This is a genomic window from Caldisericum insulae, from assembly GCF_047785965.1.
Taxonomy (GTDB): Bacteria; Caldisericota; Caldisericia; order Caldisericales; family Caldisericaceae; genus Caldisericum; species Caldisericum exile_A.
Window position 1 is genome coordinate 41,681 of the sequence record NZ_JBLOBF010000004.1, and the last position, 22,045, is coordinate 63,725.

Here is a 22,045-nt window from a genome sequence, read left to right on the forward strand (position 1 = left end):
TAAAATTTCACTAATATCATTATGAAATTATCAATATAGTGTTTAAGCCATGTAATTTGAATGGTAAATAACAAAGTTGACTCTAAAAATTAAGAAAGAACTTTATTTTACCAAGCATTTGCTTTTTCACAATTTCACAAAAGGTAAGACGTTTGCTTGACTAATATAAAAAAAATTTTAAAATAGTTGAGGTAGGCATAAAATTAGGTGAAAGGTGGTGAAAAATGGAAAAAGCAAACTACCTAAGTAAGGTTATCTTTGAAACGATTGTTTTATTCCTTACATGGATTTTACTTACTGAAAGTTTTGCAACCTCAGAATTAATTTTTGGATTCCTTATTGCGTTTGTCATTTCAATTGGCACGGCAGATCTCTTTACAGAACACGGTCTTGCTCATTTAAATCCAAAAAAGCTATTTTATCTTATTATTTACATTCCTTACTATCTCTATCAAGTTGTTAAGGCGAATGTTCAGGTTGCAATGATTGTCCTTAATCCATCTCTTCCTATAAAACCTGGAATTGTTAAAGTTAAGACAAAATTAAAAACAGATGCAGGTAAACTTGCCCTTGCAAATTCAATTACACTTACACCAGGGACTATTACTATGGATGTTGTGGGGGATGAACTTTTTATCCATTGGATTACTGTGGACGATGAAAGCGTTGAAGGCGCAACTGAAAGTATTGTTTCGCCTTTTGAAAAATTTTTGAAGGAGATTTTCTCATGAAAGTGGTAGATTTGATTTATTTGGGCTTGCTTGCAGTTTCAACGATTCTTATGATTGTGCGACTCGTAAAAGGACCTGACACGGCAAATCGTGCAATGGCATTGGATACTCTTACAACACTTTTTGTTGCACTTTTTGTATTCTTTGCATTGGTCTTTGGAAGGTCATTTTATATGGATGTGGCTGTAGTTTATGCAATTATTTCTTTTGTTGGCGTTCTTGTTGTTGCTCGCTTTATTGAAAGGGGGCTTTGAGATGGGTATTAACGTTATCATCGGCTATACTCTCATGTTTATCGGTGCGTTTTTCTTTCTCCTCTCTGCAATTGGCCTTTTGAGACTTCCTGATCTATACACAAGAATGCAGGCTGCAACAAAAGCAACTACGCTTGGAGCAATTTCCTCAATTATTGGAATAGGACTTATGAAGGAGGATATTCTTATAAAATCAATAATTCTTGCAACATTTATTATTCTTACTGCACCTATTTCGGGTTCAGCACTCATTCGTGCAGGATACAAGGCAAAATCCCCAATGACTGACAAAACTGTGGTTGATAAGTTCAAAGAGAAAGAAGGTGAATGACGATGAATATTTATATTCTAATTTTCTCTTACCTTCTTCTTGTACTTACGATAATTCTCTCCATTCTTGCAATACACGTTAAGGATCTTCTTGCAGCAGTTATATTTATGGGCGGTGGAAGTCTTCTTGTATCTTTGGTATTTTTGCTTCTGCAGGCACCTGATGTAGCAATGTCTGAAGCCGCAATTGGTGCGGCACTTACTATGGCAATTTACATTGTTGCCGTAAAAAAGACGGAGCGGGAGGATAATGATGATTAGAAAAATTGTTTATGGTGTATTTATCCTCATAATTATTGCAGCAATTGCGATTTTTATGTCAAACTACAAATTTGGTGTAGATAAGATGGATGTTGGAAAATACTATCTTGATAATACAGTTCCTCAAACAGGTGCTGCAAATGTCGTTACATCGGTTACGCTTTTCTACAGAGGCTTTGATACCCTTGGTGAAGTAACAGTCCTTTTCACGGCTGCCTTAGGTGTTGCTGTGCTTTACTTTATGGGTGAAAAGAAAAGAAAACAAAAACTTCAAGAATCAAATTTCGTAACAAAAATTGGAACACGTGTTGTGTTTCCCTTTAGCCTCCTTACAGGCGCTTATATCTTCATGCATGGACATTTAACCCCGGGTGGAGGTTTCCAGGGTGGAGCTCTTATTGCAACAGGATTTCTACTTCTCTACCTTGCATATGAGGAAACTTCAATTGATAGAAAAAAATTCTATCTTGTTGAAGGATTAGGTGGTCTTACGTATGTAATTATAGGACTATTAGGATTTTTTATGAAAGGTTCCTTCCTTGCAAATGTATTACCTAACGGAACTTTATTTGATCTACTTTCTGGTGGTATAATGCTTCCAATTTATATAGGTGTTGGCTTAAAGGTAGGTTCAGAGTTATCCAATATTATTGATGATCTTATGTGTGAAGTGAAGTGCGAAGAAGCTGGAGGTGAAGAATGATTTTCTATATTTCTGCACTTCTCATAATTGGTATTGGCATTTATGCTCTTATTATAAAAAAGAACCTCATAAAGATAATTATAGGGCTTGACCTCATTGAAACAGGTATTAATCTTCTTATTGTTTCAATTGGGTATGTAAACGGAAAAACAGCACCGATATTTTCGAAAGATGTAATGAATGCAAGTCTTATGGTTGATCCTGTGCCTCAGGCTCTTACTCTTACCTCCATTGTTATTGGTGCCTCTGAACTTGCACTTGCTGCGGCATTTGTCGTGCTTCTCTATAGGAAGTACGGCACATTGGATATAAGAAAGATAAGGAGTCTAAGATGGTAAACTTGGCTAATCCAACATTATTGGTAGTTATTCCTCTTTTCTTTGCTTTTCTTTCGATTATCATTTCTCCATTTTTAAAGAAACTCATTAAATTTGTTCCACTCATTGTAAGTGCACTTAATCTTGTTGTCATCTATTTTATTGGAGTAAAAGTTTTGTATGGCTCTATTGTTTTAAGCACAACCGCAGGACTAAACCCCCCATACGTAATAATCCTTGCTGTCGACAAATTGAATTTTATTATTGTCCTTATGGTAAATGTCCTTGGGTTTCTTATTTCTTTTTACAATATCTTCTATATGAAGGAGGAGCCAACAGATAAATTCCACATTCTTTTTACTCTCCTTATCATGGCATCAAGTTGGATAAGTATAACAGGTGACCTTTTTAATGTGTTTGTTGCCTTTGAAGTGCTTTCTCTATCTTCCTTCGGGCTTGTTGGGTATATGCGTAGCAAGGATTCTATTGAAGCAGGTTTTAAATATGTTGTTCAGGGCATTCTTGCAGGTTCCTTACTTCTTATTGGTATTGTTCTTATCTATGCGCAAACAGGAACGCTTAACATGGCACATATTGCTACAAAACTTGATTATGTCGGAAGCCTTGAAAAACTTGTTCCTTATGTATTAATATTCTTTGGACTTGCAGTTGAAGGAGCGCTTTTCCCCTTGAACTCCTGGCTTCCTGATGCACACCCTGCTGCTCCATCAGGTATATCTGCAATGCTTTCGGGTATTGTCACAACAACTGCAATATATGCAATAATAAGGGTTACTGTTACTGTATTTAATTATTCTGCATTTATTCCATATCTTTTCATCATTGCACTTCTTACTCTCTTCTTTGGTGAGATTGCTGCATTCTTCCAGAAGGATCTAAAGAGAATGCTTGCATATTCAACAATTGGGCAAACAGGGTTGTTTGTACTTGCTTTTTCTGTTGGAACTCAAGCTTCAATCTCTGCTTCAGTTGCACAGATGGTAAACCATTCATTTTCAAAAGCGGTATTGTTCTTAGTTGCAGGCATCATGATTGAAGCTCAAGGTTCAAGAAATATTGATGACCTTAAAGGCTTTGGAAGAGTAAATATTTTAACATCGATCCTTTTTGTTTTTGCTGCGCTTTCTCTTATTGGAGTTCCTCCGTTCTTTGGGTTCTTCACAAAATTAGCAATTCTTCAGACTTTACTTGATTTTCCAGGTTTTCTTGGATATTTATCCTTTGCACTTGTGCTTTTTGCAGCAATTATAGAAGGCGTTTATTTCTATAGAGTATTTAAGATTCTTTTTGAGAAGAGTGACAAGAATTTCCAAGCAGAAAATCCATGGCTTGTCATTTCGCCATTTATTCTTGTGCTAATATTAGTTATTCTTAGCTCAAGGCCTATGAATGTCCTTAATTTTACTAATGATATAGCAAATCAATTAATACAAAGAACAATTTATCTAACCTCAGTTTTGGGAGGTTTAAAATGAACTTTTCACTTTTGATGATTTTACTTACGCCAATTTTTGGTGGACTTCTTGCCTATGCTGGTTCTGCATTACATAAAGCGGTGAGAAATATTTTCTTCTTGATATTCCTTATACTTCCATTTTTTGAACTATATCAGTATGCGAATAAAACAATCGATAACTTTTATTATCTCACTGTTCTTGGACAGAGTCTATCATTGGGAATAAATGCTTTATCATTTATGTTATCACTTCTTTTCTCATTAATCTTTCTTCTTGCTGGCATTTTTCTTCTTTTCGAATTTGATAAGTTGGAAGATTCTGATTTAGCTATTCTTGAGTTCTCATTTTTAGAGGGTGCAGTTTTCGGAGTACTTTTTGCAAGAGACATCTTGTCTTTCTTTATTTTCTTTGAAATTATTGCATTAATTATCTTCTTTCTTATCGGTAAAGGTTATGAAGAATCACATAATGCACAACTTAAATATATTACCTGGGCTCTTATTGGTGCCAATTCAATGCTTGCAGCAGTTGTGTTTTTATTCTTTAAAGCGGGAAGTTTTGGTTATGCAGAGATTTCAGGCTATCTTTCAACTGCACCAACCCCAATTGTTTTAATAACGTTCGTCTTATTTGTAATCGGCTTTCTTATCGAAGCTTCGATCATGCCTCTTCATGTATGGGCACCAATTACCTATGCAGAAGCGCCTGATTCTGTTTCTGTTTTGCTTTCCTCAGTTGTGAAGAAGGTGGGTCTTTACTTATTTACAATATTTGTATTCTCGATTTTTGGACTTAATCTCTTTTCAAAAATAATGCCAAGAGTTTTCGAAGCTCCTCTTATTATGTATGTTCTTCAGTGGATTGGTGCATTAACAATCATCATAGGAACATTTGTTGCGATTGTGCAGGAGGATGCGAAGAAAATTCTTGCCTGGTCTTCAATTGCACAGAGTGGTTATATACTTCTCGGTTTGTCGCTTGGAACACCTCTTGGTGTTGCAGGTGGGTTATTACACATTGTAAATCACTCAATTTTTAAAGGAATTCTATTCTTTGTCGTGGGTGGTGTTATATACAGAACTGGCACAAAAAATCTTTCAGAACTTGGTGGACTCATTAAGAAGATGCCAATTTCTTTTATTGCAATGCTTCTTGCAATTATTGCAACTGCGGGTATTCCGCCATTAAATGGATTTGTCTCGAAGTATCTCATTTATGAAGCTTTAATACAAAATAAAGAACCACTACTTCTAACTATTGCACTTCTGGGTGGGACAGGATCATTTATGTATGTTTATAGGTTAATACATTCAATATTCCTTGGACAGCTTCCGAAGAAATATGAGGGTGTTAAGGAAGTGCCAATTCTTATGCAAGTACCAATGCTTGTGCTTTCTCTTCTTGCGCTTCTATTTGGAGTTTTGCCGGGAATTCCTATGTATTTTGTTTCTAAAGCTGAGGCATTCCTTGGTTTTGATCCTATAAAATACACTCTTACAGGCTTTCCAGAACAACCAGGACTTCATGCTTTAAACGTTCCTATTATTTCAGCTGCACTCATGGGTGGTTTTGTAGTTGCAGCACTTATCTTCTACCTTCTTCCAAAAACAAGAAGCGTCCATCAACTTGATAATTACTATGCAGGCGAAATTCTAACTGAAGATGTAAAATACAACTATAGTTTTGGCTTCTACAGTTTCTTTGATGACATTATAAAACCCTTCAATGAGTGGAGCATAGATAGAATTTACGAAAACTTTGTAGGTTTTGTAAAAACTGTGGGGGACTATATAAGGAGAATATATACTGGAAATCTTGAAACCTATGTGAGCCTTGGAATCATAATTCTTACGATTTTCTCCCTCATTTACATAATAGGAGGCGTATTATGGTAGAAAAACTTGTTTTAATTTTAACGCCTATTTTTGCCTTTTTTGTAGGTATCTTTCTTGAAGGCTTCAAAAGAAAAATGGTTGCGCGCATTCATAGGCGATACGGTCCGCCATTGCATCAGCCTTTACTTGATATCATCAAACTTCTTTCAAAAAAAGAGAATATCTCTCACGGTGTGATGTTTGATCTTGGACCAGTTATTTTTGTCGGTGCTTCAATTTTGACTGTGCTATTCCTTCCCCTTCCTCACTTTAAGCAACTTACACCTTACGGGGATCTTATTGCATTTCTTTATATTATGGTAATTGGATCTCTTGGTATGGCGCTTGGTGCAGGTGAGTCCGGAAACCCAAATGCATCCATTGGTATTGCAAGGGCATTGACGCTTATGCTCGGATATGAGCTTCCTCTAGTCATTGCAGGAAATACACTTGTTGTAAGATACGGGACAACCGATCTCTATAAATTTATGACACTCCAATCTGGATTCAATTGGAATTTGTTTTTACTTCCATTGACTGCAATTGCTGGATTTATTGCAACTTATGGTGCAATGGGAGAACACCCATTCGATACGGTTGTTGCGCCACAAGAAGTTGCAACAGGACCTATGGTTGAATATGGCGGGAAACATCTTGGACTTCTTATGATAGGTCATGCAATCCAGGTCTATATTGAGACTGCATTTTTCACAATTCTTTTCCTTGGAGGCGCTTCAAACATTTTTACATTTATTCTTAAGCAACTTGGAGTAATTATAGTAATGACATTGTTTGATACGGTTTTTCCTCGATTTAGAATCGAAAATGCTGTTAGATATTTTTGGAGATGGCCTACTTTAATTGCCCTTTTAGGTCTTTTGATAGTCTATATAGGAGGTAAGTAATGGAACTACAGGAAACATTGGAAGAGGGTTATGTTGAAATACTTGATCATTTGAGAAAGCGTTCTCTTTGGATGCTTCACTATTGCACTGCTTGTGGTGCAGTAGAACTACCTCCCACAATTACTTCTCGTTTTGATGCGGAAAGGTTTGGTATAGCCCCATTTGTAACCTCAAGGCAATCAGATATTCTCCTTGTAACAGGTTACATAAACATAAAAACTCTTAAAAGACTTGTAACTGTTTATGAGCAGATGCTTCCACCAAAATATGTAATTGGTTTTGGTTCTTGTACTATAAATGGAGGCATATACTGGGACTCTTATGCAGTAGTTAAAAGGTTAGATTTGTATTTGCCTGTTGATGTGTATATTGCAGGCTGTATGCCAACCCCTATGGCTGTACTTGAAGGATTTAGGACACTTATGAAACTCATTGATGAAGGAAAGGCTAACGGTTGGAGAAAGTATATTGAAAATTATGATTACTATAAGGCAAATCAAAGGAAGGTGCTCAAATGGTAGAAGAGATTAAGAAAGTTATAAAGGGTGAGATCTTAGAAAAAAGCCCTCAAAGGATTATTATTAAGGTAAAGAACGATTCCTTTTCTTCTACGCTCAATGCTTTAAAAGGCCTCTCCTTCAAGAGACTTACGCTTTTTACAGCAGTTGATTTTGTTAAGGACAATCAATTCGAACTTGTTGCACTTGTCTATTCCAATGAAAACAAGATTCTTGCTATAGTGAAGACGCGAATTCCAAAGGAAAATCCTGAAATTGAAACTATAACAAATATTTATCCAAATGCTTTCAAGTACGAGGTTGAGCTTGGAGAGATGTTTGGGATTAAGGTTATAGGAAATCCAGACTCAATGAAGCCATTTCTCCTTGAAGGGTGGGAGGATTTACCGCCTTTGAGAAAAGATTTCGATTCAATTAAGTACGCAACTGAGCACTATGAGGCAAGGAATGTGGAGGTAAAGTATGATTAAGGAATATGAACTGAATATAGGTCCAAACCATCCAGGGATCCATGGTAATTTCTCAGTCCACCTAAAACTTGAGGGAGACACAATAGTTGAGGCAAAAGGTAATTCTGGATATCTACACAGAGCATTTGAAAAATTAATGGAGCAAAGGACATACCTTCAAAACCTTGCTCTTATACCAAGAATTTGTGTTCCAGAGCCTGACATAAATGAGGCTGTTTATTCAATGGCAATTGAAGAACTCATGGGAGTTGAAATTCCGGAACGCGCAAAATTTATAAGAACTATTGTACTCGAAGCGGCACGTGTGAATGCTTTGCTTTTCCATTTTGGAGGCACAGCTGCTATGCTTGGTAACTACACTGTTAACTACTGGGCAGTTGCAGACAGAGACCTTATGCTTGATATATTTTTAAAGCTTTCTGGAGCAAGAGTTTATCATATGTATATTTGGCCAGGTGGAGTAAGAAGGGATACTTATCCAGGCTTTGAGGACGATGTTTTAGGTTTTGTTAAGTATATGAAAGACCGCCTCATTGAGTACGATAACCTCTTCTTTAAAAATCCAATGTTTATGCACAGGGCAAAGGGACTTGCAAAGATTACAAAGGAAACCGCACTTCAAATGGGTGTCACTGGACCAAATTTAAAAGCAACAGGCGTTAAGGTTGATGTAAGAAAGGATGAGCCATATGCTGCTTATCCATATCTTGATTTTGATATACCCGTTCTTGATGATGGTGATGCTTGGGCAAGAGAAATTCAAAGAAGACTTGAGCTTGAATTATCTTTAAATCTAATCGAGCAAGCTGTAAAGAAGATGCCAAAAGGCGATGTATGGAAAAAGATGCCAAATCCATTCAAATGGGTAATACCAGAAGGTGAGGCATACGCAAGGGTTGAATCTTCAAGAGGCGAATACGGATTCTACTTTGTCTCAGATGGGACAGATAAGCCATACAGAGTTTCTGTAAGAGGTGTTTCTATGCCTCATATGTATCCTCTTGCAGAGGAGTTATTGGTTGGGCAGAAGTTATCCGATGCTCCATTTATTTTGGAAACACTTGATATTTGCCCGCCTGAAATTGATAGATGAGGGGTGTTGCGATGGAAAACAAAGAATATTTTGAAAAAACAAGTTATATTGGTGCTTTAACCTCAACAAAGTATATCTTTAAGAAACCCGTTACTGTGCAGTACCCTAAAGAAAAGCTCAACCTTCCGGAGCGTTATCGAGGTTTTCATGTAAATGATCTTGATAAATGTATTGGCTGTGGAAACTGCATGAGCATCTGTCCATGTCAAGCAATCACAATGGATGATCCTAAGGCATTTCATCTTGTAAATCCAAAAGAAGGTTCAACACATTTAAGACCGAGAATTGATTACGGAAGGTGCTCTTACTGTGGTTTGTGCGTTGAGGTCTGTCCTACGGGATCTTTAAAAATGGAAAGAAACCTTATATTTACTTCCCAAGATGGCGATGCGTTTGTTTGGTTTCCAGCAGAGGAGAGAAGAACCGCAGAAAATGGTTTCACACAATTGAACGAGATTACACCTCTTGAACTTGAAAAAGTTCCAATGCCTGAGCTTGAACCATATGTAAGGAAGAAGACCTTCGAAGAACTCATCCTCGGATTCTCAGAAGAAGCCGCAATAAAAGAAGCAGAGCGTTGCCTTGGCTGTGGTATCTGTATGCAAGGATGCCCTGCACATATGAAAATTCCTGAATACATCGATGCGATTTTTAAGAAAGAATACGAGATTTCTGTTAAATACATGCTTGAGGATAATGCGCTTCCTGGTATTTGCGGAAGAATTTGTACCCACAAGTGTCAGGATGATTGTGTCTACAATTACCGTGGCGATGCAGTTCAAATTATGTGGCTTAAGCGATTTGCAACTGATATGGTGAAAGACTATAAAGTTTCAGATCCATACATGTTCCCAAAAACTGGAAAGAAAGTCGCAGTAATTGGTTCAGGTCCATCGGGACTTTCTGCCGCATACTATTTGACACTTATGGGGCATTCTGTCACAGTGTTTGAAAAGCGTTCTGTTCCTGGTGGCGCTTTGGGACTTGGTATTCCTATGTACAGGCTTCCTGTCTATGAAATTGATAAAGAAGTGGGACACTTAAAAGACCTCGGTGTAGAATTTAAATTCAATACTGAAGTTGGGAAAGATGTTCTTTTTGAAGATCTTATGAGAGATTATGACGCAGTTTATATTGGTGTTGGTCTTTCTTATGGAAGGGCGATAAATCTTAACGGAGAGGATACGCCATTTATAATTCAGGCAATTGACTTCCTCAGACAAGTTAAGGTTGAAGGCAGAAGAGATGTTCCCAAGAAGGTTATTGTTATTGGTGGTGGAAATGTTGCAATGGATGTTGCAAGAACAGTTGTAAGGTTGCATGAGATTAACTACGGTGGCATCGATACAAAGGTACAAACTGTTTCTCTTGAAGACTGGGATATTATGCCTGCATCAAAAGAGGAAATTGAAGGTGCACTTGAAGAAGGTGTCATATTTAACCCAGGATGGGGTCCAAAAGAGGCAGTTTTTGAGAATGGAAAATTAAAGGGCCTCATTGTTAAGAAGGTAAAGTCTGTTTTCGATGAGCAGAGAAGGTTTAATCCAACATTCTATGAAGATCAAACACTATTCCTTGAAGGAGATTACATTATTGAAGCAGTAGGTCAAACAACAAACCTATCCTTCATTCCAGAACATCTTATGCAACAACTTAAGTTTACACCACGTAGGCGTATCTGGGTTGATGAGTTTGGTGAAACTTCAATTTCAGGTGTATTCGCAGGCGGAGATCTTGTTGAAACTTCGCTTGGAAATGCAATTTCAGCTATTGCAAATGGTCACAGGGCGGCAATTGGTATTGATTTCTACTTAAGGAATGTCAAAGGAGGAAAAAATGATTAACCTCAAAGATCAAATTACTTTTGGAGAACCAGTACTCGATAGGTTTTTTAATGGTTATTCACCACACGAATATCTCCTTGTGAGATTTGCAAATAAGGTTGGATTTATAACTGTATCAAATCTTTTTACTGTTGTTACTAAGGCTTCTGTTCCTAATGCAACAGAGCGAATGCTTTCAAAAGCAGAGGATATCTGGATTAAAGATATACAAGATGAAATGTTTGTCTATTCCTTCAATAGTTTCTCAAGAGTACTTAAAATAGTGAGAAGAAGAATTTATGAGTCTATTTATAAAGTGAAAACTGAAAGGTATGAGACAATTGTTTCTAAGAGTCATAAATTTGTAAAGCTTATTGAGGAAGAAGAATATTTGGTTAAAGCATCTGATCTTAAAGAAGGAGATAAGTTATATGTTCATTCTCTTTCTGGTGCAAAGGTAGAGAAGGTTCTTCAAGTACAGCAAATCGAACCAAACTTTTTACATGTTTACGGTGTTTTGACAGAGGACTTTGGAGCCTTCGTAAATGGAATTTTTGGAAAGTCTTACTAATTTTTTAAAAAGGGGGCTTTTGCCCCCTTTTATTTGTGGTACTTCTCATTATTTATTATTGTAAATGCGCGGTAAATTTGTTCTAAAAGTATTACCCTTACAAGTTCGTGAGGAAAAGTAAGTTTTGAAAGGCTTAAAGTAAAATCAGCTTTTCCTTTTATTTCATTTGAGAATCCTTCTGATCCACCAATAAAAAATGCTATATCCTTATTTTGACTTGAAAGTAATTTTTGTATTAATTGTGACAATTCGGTAGATGTGAGCTCTTTACCCTTTTCATCAAGAACGATATTGTAATGTTCTTTTGAAATTAGTTTTTTAAGCTTTTCCTCTGTTACTTCATAAACTTCTATTGGAATGTAATACTTTATCCTTTCAAGATAATCAAGTGTCCCAAGTTTATTGTATTCTTTTTTCAGTTTATCTACTGCATATATCTTAATTTTCATATTTTAAGTATAATTGAATGTGAAAAATAAGAAAGGAGATCCATTTGATTTTAAGAAAGATTGATTTTTCTTATTTGGAAAATGAGCTTGAAAATGTAAAGGTTGACCGTGCTGTTTTTAACCTATTTAAAGAAAAAAGCCAAATTCTATTGTTTAAAATTTATAACCTTGATGCAAGAGGTGCAAATATCCTTAAACAAGAGTTTCTTAGCGCAGGCGGTGATGTTGCAATCTCAAGAGAGGTTGCAAGCTTTAGAACAGAAAAATCAGATGCAATACTAATTGGAACAAAAAGAGTATATAAGAGAATCATTGAAAAACTTTCTTATATGCCCTATTTTGGGTTAAAGGATGTAAGGATGTCGTTAGAAAAGTATTTAGAAAATACTCCACTTCCTATTTTTGAAATAAGAGGAAAAACATTTGATTTTAACAGTGACAAATTTGTAATGGGAATTTTGAATGTGACTCCTGACTCCTTTTCTGATGGTGGAAAATTTCTGAATGTTGAGGACGCCTTGAAACATGCAGAAAAAATGGTTGCTGAAGGTGTGGACATCGTTGATGTAGGTGGTGAATCTACTCGTCCTTACTCTGAAAGCGTTTCTGTTGATGAAGAATTGAGGCGAGTAATTCCGGTAATTGAAGCCATAAGAAAAGAATTTCCAAGCATCCCTATATCCATAGACACTTATAAATCAAAGGTTGCAGAAGAATCTATAAATGTTGGTGCAGATATAATTAATGATATAAGCGGTTTGAGATTTGATCCTTTAATGATCGATGTTGCGAAAAGATACAATGTGCCTGTTATTACAATGCACATAAAAGGCACTCCCAAAGATATGCAAAGAAATCCTCATTATGATGATCTTATGAAGGAACTTCTTGAATATTTTGAGGAAAGGATAAATTTCCTAAGTTCCTTTGGTATTGATAAGATTATCATTGACCCTGGAATCGGTTTTGGAAAGACAAAAGAACACAACCTTGAAATACTCAATAAACTTCACGAATTTACGATCTTTAATAAACCAATCCTTGTAGGACTTTCAAGGAAGTCTTTTATTGGTTTTACGCTTGATAATAGACCCGTAGATGACAGGCTCTATGGAACGCTTGCATCAAATATGTTTTCACTCATCAAAGGTGCTTCAATTTTGAGGGTACATGATGTTTTGCCCCATAAAGACATGATACGTATGTATAGGGCAATAATAAGCGAGGGGAAAGGGGGATAATAGATGAAAAAGTTTTTTTTGTTTTTTTTGGTTGTTTCAATAATTTTTTCATTCAGGGCAGATGCTTTTGCAAAGGACTATTACTTTCCAAAAGTAAATGTAACAGTGCATATAAATAGTGATGGAAGTTTTGATTTTGAAGAGGCTCGCACGTATAAATTTGATGGTTCTTTTCACTGGGCTACATACACTTTGCCAAAACAAGGATTTGAACGCATTGAAAATTTTTCTATAAGTGATGAAAGTGGTCCCTATAAGCTAACAGTAGGTGAAACGAATACACCAGGAACATACATTTTTCAAGATCAAGGGAATTCGTACTTTGCAAAATTTTTCTACGATGCCAAAAATACAGCAAAGACATTTATATTTAGGTACAAGGTTATTGGTGGAATAAAGGTTTATAAAGATGTTGCAGATTTTTATTGGCAATTAATAGGTTCAGGTTGGGATAAAAAAACTTTAAACTTTGATGGCTTTGTGTATTTACCCAAAACAGTAAACGGGGATGAGATAAAGGTTTTTGGGCACGGTCCTTTAAATGGTGTTGTTGAGCGTATTGATGGATCAGGCGCTCATTTTAACGCAACAAATGTTCCACCCAATACATTTATTGAAGCAAGAGTTTTATTTCCTCCTTACATTCTCACCGATGCAAAAGTTATACCTCAAGAAAAATTAAATAGTATAATGCAGGAAGAACTTGCTGAGGCGGTGCGAACTGAAGCATTAAAATCAAAGATAAGAACAGGTATTATTGTATTCTTTGGCATGTGGGTTTTATTCCTTGTTATATATCTTTTTCTATTTTTTACTTTTGGGAAAGAGCCTGTATCTAAAAAGGATATTATTTATATGAGGGAAATACCTGAGGATTTATCTCCAGCAATTGTTGGCTATCTTTTGCGATTCGAAAACGTTCTTCCTGATGATCTAACTGCTACAATTCTTTACCTTGTTAAAAAGGGGTATATTTCCCTTGAGATAAAAGAAGAGGATAGAAATTTCATATTGTTTAATAAAAAAGAGCCTGTTACTTATTTTTACAAGACCAATAAAGATCCTTCAAATTTAGAAGGGCATCTTTTATTTGCCTATGATTTTCTTTTTAATGTAATTTCTGGAGGAAATAATTTTGTTTCAACAGATATGATTAAGCGATTTTCGAAAACAAGAAGTAAAGTTGCATACGATATGTTTCAAAAATTTAAAGGAATGGTCCAAGAAGAGGGAAGAAAAATGGGCTATTTTGAAAATAGAACAAAGATTATGTTTTTATATTTTGTCATGCTTGGATTTTTTTCATTCTTGTCATTTCTTGTTATTACAAAATTTGAGCTTTATTTCTTAATGTTATTTTTGTATATTTTCCTTTTTGTTTTTGCACTTTTATCTCTTACACTTAAAAAACGTACACAACTTGGCGCTGAGAAATATGCTGAGTGGAATGGACTCAAAAAATTTTTATCAGATTTTTCTAATCTCAAAGAATATGCACCTAATTCCATCGTAATCTGGGAAGATTATCTTGTTTATGCAACAACTTTTGGGATTGCAGAAAAAGTTTTAAAATACATAGAAATGAACATTGATAAGCTTCCACAGGATGAATTATCAAAGAGCTACATATTCAGAGCGGGCTTTACTTCAGCGAATTTGTCTGATCTTTCATCTATACATGTCTTTACAACATCGTTAAATTCTGCAATGCAAACTTTAAGTTCAACTGCTCATACCTCAACTGGTTCAGGTGGAGGATTTTCTGGTGGAGGTGGTGGCGGTGGTGGAGGATCAGGTGGAGGAGCAGGTTAAGCACAGAGTTTTTATTGCTCTCGGCTCAAATTTAGGCGACAAGCATAAGAATATTTTGGATGCAGTAAATTATCTTATTGAAGAGGGTGTGGATATAAGAAAAATTTCATCCATAATTGAAACTGCTCCTTACGGATTAACTGAGCAACCATCATTTTTAAACTGTGTTATTGAAGGCTATACGGAATTGTCTCCAAGAAAACTTCTTTTACTTCTTCTTGATATAGAAAAACGTCTTGGAAGAGTCCGCACAATTAAATGGGGACCCAGAACAATTGACCTTGATATAATATTTTACGATGATTTGGTTATTGATGAACCGGATTTGAAAGTTCCTCATCCAGATATGAAAAATAGGATTTTTGTCTTAAAGCCTTTGGTTGAAATTGAACCAGATTTTGTTCATCCTATTTTCAAGAAAAGTGTAAAACAACTCTTGGAAGATTTGGAGGGAAAATCAAAATGAGAATTGCAACATGGAATGTTAATTCAATAAGAAGCCGATTAGAGCATGTTAAAATATTTTTGAAAGATAACAATATTGATATTTTGGGAATGCAGGAGTTAAAAACGGAGGAAAAGCATTTTCCATTTGAGGATTTTAAATCACTTAATTATTATGTAGAAGTTTTTGGTCAAAAGGCCTACAATGGTGTCGCACTAATTTCAAGGTTTCAGTTTGAAAAAGTGGATAGAAATGTTCTTGTTGAATCAGAAGCAAGGACAATTTTAGGTGTTGTAAGAGGCATTCATATTCTCAATGTTTATTTTCCACACGGTGGCGAATATGGTTCGGAGAGATTTTTTTATAAACTTGAATTTTATCAAAAGATCAAAAACTACATTCTAAAAAACGATTTCTTAAATACAGATTTTATCCTTATGGGTGATTTTAATGTTGCAAAGGATCCAATTGATGTATGGGACCCTGTAGCGCTTAATGGCACAATAGGTTTTATGAAAGAAGAGCGTGAAGCAATTACTGATCTTATGAGTGTCGGTCTTATTGATGCGTTTAGGTATCTATATCCCGATGTTCAAGAGTTTACCTGGTGGGATTATACAGGTGGGAGTTTTAGAAGAAATTGGGGCATGCGTATTGATTATATTCTTATTTCAAAGAGTTTACTTCCAAAGTTAAAAAATTGCTATATTGAAAAGACATTTAGAAAGTTAGAAAAGCCTTCAGACCACGTACCTGTAGTTTTAGAACTTTTAGATTAGAAAGGAGAGTTCCTTATGTACGAAAAAGATTTTATAGTTGAACTTGCAAAGAAGACTGGTGAAATAATTAGAAATAATTTTAGAAAACACCTGGATGTGGAATATAAAGGGCCAAGGGATCTTGTTACAAATGTCGATAAGTATATTGATAACTTTGTGCGAGATAGTATTTTGAAAGCTTATCCAAGCTATGGAATTATCACCGAGGAAAACAAAGACTTGAATGAATTATCAAATAAAAAATTTATAATTGATCCTCTCGATGGAACTACAAATTTTGTTAAAGGCTATCCTCAGGTTGCAGTTTCTATTGCTTTTATGGAGGATTCTGAAATTACTTTCGGTGTTGTATATAATCCAATCCTTGAGGAATTATTTATAGGAGAGTTAGGACATGGTGCACTATTAAACTATAAACCAATTAAAGTTTCAAAAACTTCTGAATTTGAGGATGCTTTAATTGCAACAGGGTTTGTATATAAAGAGAGAAATGAAAAAACTTACAAGAGTTTTGAAAATATTCTTGAAGGTGCATTGTCTTTACGTTGCGATGGAAGTGCAGCACTTGACCTTTCCCATGTTGCAATGGGTATCTTTGATGGATACTATCAAAAGGGTATTCATATATGGGATATTGCTGCTGGTTCGCTCATTGTCAAGGAAGCAGGCGGAAGAGTTTCGACTTTTGATGGTAATACAAGTTTTCTTGAGGCAGACGAAATTCTTGCAACAAATGGAATTCTTCACGAAAGATTGATTCAATTTATAAACGGAGCTTAAGTCTTACCGAAAATTCCTACTCCTATCCACTCAGGTCCTGCATAAACTCCTATAACTGCACCACAAAGCATTTTCTCAATTGGGACATTAACGCTCTCCTTTAGCTTTTCTTCAAACTCTTTTACATCGCTATTTATTCCGTGAATTATCGCAAGTCTATCAATGCCTTTGGTATCACTGATTTCTTTAACAAATTTGAGAAGCACATCTTTTGCCTTATTCAAGGATCTTGCAACACTTTCTATTTTCACTTCGCCATTTGTAAAAGATAAAATTGGTTTTATATTTAGTATATCTCCGAGCAATCCCCCGGCTTTGCTGAGTCTTCCACCTTCAACAAGATATTTTAAGTGATATAAAACAAATCTATTGTAAATTCTATTTACTGCATTAACTGTTTCCTTATAAACTTCCTCAAATGGAAGGCCTTTTTCAATTAGTGAAAGTGCAAACTCTGCCAAAAATCTAAGAGAAAATGTTGTGCTCATTGAGTCTACAATTCGAATCTTGTTGGTTTTGAGTAATTCTATTGCAACTCTTGCAGAATTTATTGTCCCAGAAATCTTTTGGGAAAGATGAATTGAAATTATTTCGTGCCCTTCATCAATGAGAGGTTTGTATACTTCCATGAAATCCTGTGGGGAGGGTTGTGAAGTTTTGGGAAGCTCAGTTGATGAGGTAAGTCTTCTATAAAATTCCTCTACAGATATATCTGTTTCTTTAAATTCCTCATTTCCAAACCTTACTTTAAGTGGTACAACTTTTATATCGTACTTTTCTATGATTTCCTGTGGTATATAACCTGTTGAGTCAACGACTGTTTTAATCATATTAACCTCCTATGCTCAATTATATAGAAATTCACACTAAATTCACAAAAAACAATAAAATAATTTTATGAAATTTTAAACGTATAAGGATTTGTAAAGTGTTTTTACTACACTTGTTATTTTCTTAGAAATATGCTAAACTAAAGAGTTTAGGAAGGTGATGAGATGAAAATAAAAACATTAAATGGAGCCTTAATGTTTGCAAAAAATGTAATAAAAAAATATTTTGGTGAAAGTGTTTTAAAGGTGGTCCCGATAGAAAAAAATGCAGCAATTTTAGAGACCAAATATTCGTTATTTTTACTCTATTTTGTTGAGGATGTTGATAAAAGTTTTAGGCAAGCTTTTCCAGAAATTGCAAGACAGATTATGTGGGACGAAGGGATAAAAATAAGTAAGAAAGTGATTCTTGATTTTTTAAATAAACCAAACCCTGAGCATAAGAAACTTTCAGTCCTTATTGTTCTCCCAACAAGAGATATGTATCAAATTTCACCGTCATCTTTAGTGAATTTTTGTGAACTTGCGCGCCTTGAGGTTGAGGATAACGGGGTTTATTATTTCTTCCCGACTATTTTCCTCAAGAAGATTGAAGGTAATATTACACAGAAGGAAACGCGAACAAAAAATAAGCTTTCTTTAATTTCGCAAATAAACTCTTTGGATGATTTTGACTCAGAAGATCTTGAGCAAACAGCATCTTTTAAGGATTTTGATGTTGATTTTCTTGGAGAAATTGTAAGAAGTTTGCGAAGCATTGAAGAAAGACTTGAGTCAATTGAAAAATTGCTTAAGGAGAGGAATGGTTATGGTAGAAAAAATAGTTAAAACTTTAATTATAGTAATATTTCTTACTTTTGTCTTCCTATTTTCTTTTGGACATGTTTATACAATAACTGATACAGCAGACTATAAGATTTACCAGGTTCTTTCTTTCAAGGAACTCACCGTATCAGAAGTTTTATCGAAGGCGCATTTGACAACACGCCCCGAAGATATTGTTGTACCCAATTTAAATGAGTCTTTCGATTCCGGGAAAATAACAATTATGCGATCTCGTCCTATTGAAGTTACTATTGATAAGCAAACAAAAATTTATTATACAACTAAGGTAGTTGTTTCTGATTTCCTTGAAAGCATTGGCATTACGTTGGGAGACAAAGATTACATTAGTATTCCTCTTAACTCTGAGCTAAACTCAAACAAACTTATTATTAAGAGGTATCAAGAAAAAGAAAAAATTGTAAAGGTAAACATACCATACAAAACTATTTATGTAAAGGATCCAATGGTTGCAAGTGGTATGATTTATTTAAAGCAAGATGGAGAAAATGGCGTAAAAGAACTCCATTATAAGGAGATTTATTTTGGTGGCGATAAAATAAGAGAAGATTTTATTTATGAAAAAATTACAAAAATGCCTATTACTAAAACCTATGTTGAGGGCACAGCGAATCCGCCCAAAGAATATGTTAAGTCCTTTGATGCTATTGCAACTGCTTACTCACCAACTATTGGAGAAACAGATTCCAACCCTTGGATGACTGCATCAGGCTTACGAAGCAGCTTTGGTATTGTTGCAGTTGACCCTACAGTTATTCCTATGGGAACTCTCCTTTATGTTGAAGGTTATGGCTATGCTATTGCAGGTGATACGGGAGGCGCTATTAAAGGGAATAGAATAGATGTTTTTTTCTATTATCCCTATGAGGCAAGTAGGTGGGGTGTAAGAAAAGTAAGAGTTTATATTCTTGATGGTAAATGGAAATTTCAAGGGAAGTTAAATTACTGATAGATAAGTACAACTTTAAGGCATCAAAAAGATTAGGGCAGAATTTTCTTGTTTCTTCATCTGCCCTTAATTTTATTGTGGAAGCAATTAATCCCTCAAAAGATGAGTCTTATATAGAGATAGGTCCTGGTTTTGCATTTTTAACAAGAAATATTGCTCAATTTTCTAAACACATCTATGCAATAGAGTTGGATAAGAGATTTGTCCAATTTTACGAAGAAAATCCAATTCCAAATGTCTCTTTTATTTTGGCCGATGCACTTACCGTAGATTTTAACCAGTTTGATGCAAGTGAAATTTACGGAAATATTCCTTACTACATTACATCCGAGCTTATCATGAAAGTTGCAAAATCTAAACTTAGTCGAGCAGTGTTCCTTGTTCAGGATGAATTTGCAAAAAGATTAGTTTCAAATATAAAAACAAAAGATTATGGCTCAATAACTGTATTTGCAAAGTTTTTCTTTGAGGTAAAATTCCATAAGCGTTTCCCTCCGAATTTTTTTATTCCAAGGCCTGATGTGTATTCTTCTCTTATTGAGTTAAAAAGAATAAGAGAATTTAGAGAGACTTATCAAGGATTTTTGCAATTTGTTCACAAGGCGTTTAATCGTCGAAGAAAGAAACTTTTAACAACCTTAAGTGAGTTTTATAACTTTGATTTTTCAAAAATTTTTAAAGACCTTGGTTTAAATGAAAATGTCCGCCCAGAAGATGTTAGCGCAGATGAATTTTTTGCAATTTATTCTCTATTTGAGAAATTAAATACAGAACCTTGAATAAGTAATTTCTAATTTTCCATGATTTGTATTATAATTTCTTGACATGGAAGTATATTAATTACACTTCAAGGAGGTAGAATATGGCTTATAAAGTCGTGGAAGGTCTTTACTATTCAAAAAACGATGAGTGGGTTAAGGTAGAAGGGGATATTGCCGTTGTTGGTATCACCGATTATGCGCAAGATAAGTTGGGTGATGTTGTGTATGTAGGTGAAGTAACATTAGGGAAAAAGGTAAAGAAGGAAGATACTGTTACTACGGTTGAATCTGTAAAGGCTGCTTCTGACATTTATGCACCAATCTCTGGGGAAATTGTTGAAGTTAATAAAGCGGTTATCTCTGATCCATCGCTTCTTAATAAAGATCCGTACGGTGAAGGATGGCTTTTTAAGATCAAAATGGAAAATCCAGAAGAGTTAAAAGAGTTAATGGATGCAAAAGCATACGAAGAGTACAGAAGAGAATAGCCTATGAGGTACATTCCTAACACTAAGGAACAACTTGAGGAAATGCTAAAAGAAATTGGCGTTTCCTCATTTGAGGAACTTATTAGTGATATTCCAAAAGATTTAAGATTCAAGGGTGATTTAAAAATAAAAGGTCCTCTTTCTGAAGACGAACTAATAGCTTACATCAGAGGGATAGAGAGAGAAAATGTTGATTTTGCATCCTTAAAGCCTCTTGTAGGGGCAGGTTCTTATAAGCACTTTGTGCCTTCTGTTATTAAGACAATCCTTGCACGAGAAGAATTTTATACTGCATATACTCCATATCAACCTGAACTTGCGCAGGGTACGCTTCAAACTATGTTTGAAGTTCAAACACACCTATCAAGACTTACTGGTTTTGATGCTGTTGTTCCTTCTATATATGATGGCGCATCTGCAACTGCCGAAGCAGTTTTAATGGCAATGAGACTTACAGGAAAGAATAGGATTGTTGTTTCTAAATTGCTTCATCCACAATATATGGAAACAATAAAGACATATGTTGCACCCCACAAAACTGAAATTGTTGAAATTCCATACAAGGATAATCTAACTGATGTTAATGTTGTTAAAGATCTCTTAAATAAAGAAACCGCTGTTATTGTAGTTCAAAATCCAAACTTTTTTGGTGGTATTGAAGATGTCGAAGCGTTTTCAAAATTAGCACATGAGTTTGGCGCGCTCTCTCTACAGGTTGTTGTGGAAAGTTTAAGTCTTGCTCTCCTTAAATCACCAAAGGATTTAGGTGTTGATATTGTCTCTGGTGAAGCGCAGTCTTTTGGTATTGACCTTAATTTTGGTGGTCCTTATAACGGTTACCTTGCAACCAAAATGGATTTTATTAGACAGCTACCAGGAAGAATTGCAGGGGAGACAGTTGATAGAAATGGGAAACGTGCCTTTGTTATGACATTACGCTCAAGAGAACAAGATATAAAGCGTGAAAAGGCAACGTCGAATCTCTGTACGAGCCATAACTTAAATCTCTATGCAATTGATGCATATCTTTCTCTCTTTGGAAAAGAAGGTCTTTATAATTTGGCAACATATAACATAAAAGCCTCTCATTATTTAAGATCAAGACTTCTACAAACAGGACACTTTAAGGGTATTGATTATCCTTTCTTTAATGAATTTGTAGTTGAAACTGACCTTGAAGAACTTGAAATAAAAGAAAGATTGAAAAAAATTAGCGTAATTCCACCGCTTAAACTAAGCATTTTCTTTACTGGGCTTGTGAATTCATATCTTTTTGCTGTAACTGAAATCTTTAGCAAGGATGACCTTGATAGAATTGTAGAAACCTTAGGAAGGTGATA

26 protein-coding genes are annotated in these 22,045 nt (G+C 35.2%); 24 read left to right on the forward strand and 2 right to left on the reverse strand.

Going from position 1 to position 22,045, the window contains the following annotated elements:
• The first annotated feature begins 224 nt into the window (after positions 1-224).
• Genes ACMV0E_RS03985 through ACMV0E_RS04050 form a run of 14 tightly spaced genes read left to right on the forward strand, consistent with a single transcriptional unit; the run spans position 225 to position 11,328 of the window.
• Complete coding sequence (locus ACMV0E_RS03985) at positions 225-731, forward strand: Na+/H+ antiporter subunit E (RefSeq protein ID WP_416085075.1); 507 nt, start codon at positions 225-227, stop codon at positions 729-731.
• Entirely contained in the window at positions 728-985 is a 258-nt protein-coding gene (locus ACMV0E_RS03990; protein ID WP_416085076.1) for an MrpF/PhaF family protein, read from the forward strand. Before ACMV0E_RS03985 ends, ACMV0E_RS03990 begins: the two co-directional genes overlap by 4 nt.
• Position 986: 1 nt before the next feature.
• On the forward strand, positions 987-1,316 hold the full coding sequence (gene mnhG / locus ACMV0E_RS03995; RefSeq protein ID WP_416085077.1) for a monovalent cation/H(+) antiporter subunit G: 330 nt from the start codon (positions 987-989) through the stop codon (positions 1,314-1,316).
• 2 nt (positions 1,317-1,318) lie between these two features.
• A complete protein-coding gene (locus tag ACMV0E_RS04000) occupies positions 1,319-1,576 on the forward strand; it encodes a hydrogenase subunit MbhD domain-containing protein (protein ID WP_416085078.1) in 258 nt (85 codons plus the stop codon).
• On the forward strand, positions 1,569-2,279 hold the full coding sequence (locus ACMV0E_RS04005) for a Na(+)/H(+) antiporter subunit B (protein ID WP_416085079.1): 711 nt from the start codon (positions 1,569-1,571) through the stop codon (positions 2,277-2,279). The genes ACMV0E_RS04000 and ACMV0E_RS04005 overlap by 8 nt, the downstream gene beginning before the upstream one ends.
• Positions 2,276-2,617, forward strand: coding sequence for a sodium:proton antiporter (locus tag ACMV0E_RS04010; protein ID WP_416085080.1), 342 nt, complete (start codon positions 2,276-2,278; stop codon positions 2,615-2,617). The genes ACMV0E_RS04005 and ACMV0E_RS04010 overlap by 4 nt, the downstream gene beginning before the upstream one ends.
• Positions 2,611-4,092: a complex I subunit 5 family protein gene (locus tag ACMV0E_RS04015; protein WP_416085081.1), complete on the forward strand. Its 1,482-nt coding sequence runs from the start codon at positions 2,611-2,613 to the stop codon at positions 4,090-4,092. The genes ACMV0E_RS04010 and ACMV0E_RS04015 overlap by 7 nt, the downstream gene beginning before the upstream one ends.
• The gene (locus ACMV0E_RS04020) at positions 4,089-5,969 is read left to right on the forward strand and encodes a proton-conducting transporter transmembrane domain-containing protein (protein WP_416085082.1); all 1,881 of its coding nucleotides are present in this window, start codon (positions 4,089-4,091) and stop codon (positions 5,967-5,969) included. Before ACMV0E_RS04015 ends, ACMV0E_RS04020 begins: the two co-directional genes overlap by 4 nt.
• The gene (locus tag ACMV0E_RS04025) at positions 5,963-6,853 is read left to right on the forward strand and encodes a respiratory chain complex I subunit 1 family protein (protein WP_416085083.1); all 891 of its coding nucleotides are present in this window, start codon (positions 5,963-5,965) and stop codon (positions 6,851-6,853) included. Before ACMV0E_RS04020 ends, ACMV0E_RS04025 begins: the two co-directional genes overlap by 7 nt.
• Positions 6,853-7,374 carry an NADH-quinone oxidoreductase subunit B gene (locus tag ACMV0E_RS04030; protein ID WP_416085084.1) on the forward strand — a complete coding sequence of 174 codons (522 nt, stop codon included), beginning with the start codon at positions 6,853-6,855 and terminating at the stop codon, positions 7,372-7,374. The genes ACMV0E_RS04025 and ACMV0E_RS04030 overlap by 1 nt, the downstream gene beginning before the upstream one ends.
• Positions 7,368-7,841 (forward strand): NADH-quinone oxidoreductase subunit C, encoded by a 474-nt coding sequence (locus ACMV0E_RS04035; RefSeq protein WP_416085085.1) that lies wholly within the window; start codon positions 7,368-7,370, stop codon positions 7,839-7,841. Before ACMV0E_RS04030 ends, ACMV0E_RS04035 begins: the two co-directional genes overlap by 7 nt.
• Positions 7,834-8,934 (forward strand): NADH-quinone oxidoreductase subunit D, encoded by a 1,101-nt coding sequence (locus ACMV0E_RS04040; protein WP_416085086.1) that lies wholly within the window; start codon positions 7,834-7,836, stop codon positions 8,932-8,934. Before ACMV0E_RS04035 ends, ACMV0E_RS04040 begins: the two co-directional genes overlap by 8 nt.
• 11 nt (positions 8,935-8,945) lie before the next feature.
• Entirely contained in the window at positions 8,946-10,778 is a 1,833-nt protein-coding gene (locus ACMV0E_RS04045; RefSeq protein ID WP_416085087.1) for an FAD-dependent oxidoreductase, read from the forward strand.
• Complete coding sequence (locus tag ACMV0E_RS04050) at positions 10,771-11,328, forward strand: Hint domain-containing protein (protein ID WP_416085088.1); 558 nt, start codon at positions 10,771-10,773, stop codon at positions 11,326-11,328. Before ACMV0E_RS04045 ends, ACMV0E_RS04050 begins: the two co-directional genes overlap by 8 nt.
• 29 nt (positions 11,329-11,357) lie before the next feature.
• Here the strand turns inward: ACMV0E_RS04050 and ACMV0E_RS04055 are convergent, their stop codons facing one another.
• Positions 11,358-11,777, reverse strand: a complete 420-nt coding sequence (locus ACMV0E_RS04055) for a 23S rRNA (pseudouridine(1915)-N(3))-methyltransferase RlmH (protein WP_416085089.1) — start codon at positions 11,775-11,777, stop codon at positions 11,358-11,360.
• A gap of 44 nt (positions 11,778-11,821) precedes the next feature.
• On the opposite strand from ACMV0E_RS04055, the gene folP reads away from it, so the two are divergent.
• Genes folP through ACMV0E_RS04080 form a run of 5 tightly spaced genes read left to right on the forward strand, consistent with a single transcriptional unit; the run spans position 11,822 to position 16,834 of the window.
• Entirely contained in the window at positions 11,822-13,018 is a 1,197-nt protein-coding gene (folP, locus tag ACMV0E_RS04060) for a dihydropteroate synthase (RefSeq protein ID WP_416085090.1), read from the forward strand.
• Between the two features lie 3 nt (positions 13,019-13,021).
• On the forward strand, positions 13,022-14,830 hold the full coding sequence (locus ACMV0E_RS04065) for a DUF2207 domain-containing protein (protein WP_416085091.1): 1,809 nt from the start codon (positions 13,022-13,024) through the stop codon (positions 14,828-14,830).
• A complete protein-coding gene (folK, locus tag ACMV0E_RS04070; RefSeq protein WP_416085092.1) occupies positions 14,814-15,296 on the forward strand; it encodes a 2-amino-4-hydroxy-6-hydroxymethyldihydropteridine diphosphokinase in 483 nt (160 codons plus the stop codon). Before ACMV0E_RS04065 ends, folK begins: the two co-directional genes overlap by 17 nt.
• Positions 15,293-16,054, forward strand: coding sequence for an exodeoxyribonuclease III (gene xth, locus ACMV0E_RS04075; protein WP_416085093.1), 762 nt, complete (start codon positions 15,293-15,295; stop codon positions 16,052-16,054). The genes folK and xth overlap by 4 nt, the downstream gene beginning before the upstream one ends.
• Positions 16,055-16,069: 15 nt before the next feature.
• Positions 16,070-16,834, forward strand: coding sequence for an inositol monophosphatase family protein (locus tag ACMV0E_RS04080; RefSeq protein WP_416085094.1), 765 nt, complete (start codon positions 16,070-16,072; stop codon positions 16,832-16,834).
• On the opposite strand, the gene ACMV0E_RS04085 is transcribed toward ACMV0E_RS04080, so the two are convergent.
• Positions 16,831-17,664: a DegV family protein gene (locus ACMV0E_RS04085; protein ID WP_416085095.1), complete on the reverse strand. Its 834-nt coding sequence runs from the start codon at positions 17,662-17,664 to the stop codon at positions 16,831-16,833. The two genes, ACMV0E_RS04080 and ACMV0E_RS04085, sit on opposite strands and share 4 nt — an antisense overlap.
• Positions 17,665-17,829: 165 nt before the next feature.
• On the opposite strand from ACMV0E_RS04085, the gene ACMV0E_RS04090 reads away from it, so the two are divergent.
• The 5 genes from ACMV0E_RS04090 to gcvPA all read left to right on the forward strand — a co-directional run bounded on the left by ACMV0E_RS04090 (position 17,830) and on the right by gcvPA (position 22,043).
• Positions 17,830-18,492 carry a hypothetical protein gene (locus ACMV0E_RS04090; RefSeq protein ID WP_416085096.1) on the forward strand — a complete coding sequence of 221 codons (663 nt, stop codon included), beginning with the start codon at positions 17,830-17,832 and terminating at the stop codon, positions 18,490-18,492.
• Complete coding sequence (locus tag ACMV0E_RS04095; protein WP_416085097.1) at positions 18,473-19,456, forward strand: resuscitation-promoting factor; 984 nt, start codon at positions 18,473-18,475, stop codon at positions 19,454-19,456. The genes ACMV0E_RS04090 and ACMV0E_RS04095 overlap by 20 nt, the downstream gene beginning before the upstream one ends.
• Positions 19,426-20,235 carry a 16S rRNA (adenine(1518)-N(6)/adenine(1519)-N(6))-dimethyltransferase RsmA gene (gene rsmA / locus ACMV0E_RS04100; RefSeq protein WP_416085098.1) on the forward strand — a complete coding sequence of 270 codons (810 nt, stop codon included), beginning with the start codon at positions 19,426-19,428 and terminating at the stop codon, positions 20,233-20,235. Before ACMV0E_RS04095 ends, rsmA begins: the two co-directional genes overlap by 31 nt.
• Positions 20,236-20,318: 83 nt before the next feature.
• The gene (gcvH, locus tag ACMV0E_RS04105) at positions 20,319-20,705 is read left to right on the forward strand and encodes a glycine cleavage system protein GcvH (protein ID WP_416085099.1); all 387 of its coding nucleotides are present in this window, start codon (positions 20,319-20,321) and stop codon (positions 20,703-20,705) included.
• 3 nt (positions 20,706-20,708) lie between these two features.
• The gene (gcvPA, locus tag ACMV0E_RS04110) at positions 20,709-22,043 is read left to right on the forward strand and encodes an aminomethyl-transferring glycine dehydrogenase subunit GcvPA (protein ID WP_416085100.1); all 1,335 of its coding nucleotides are present in this window, start codon (positions 20,709-20,711) and stop codon (positions 22,041-22,043) included.
• Positions 22,044-22,045 lie beyond the last annotated feature (2 nt).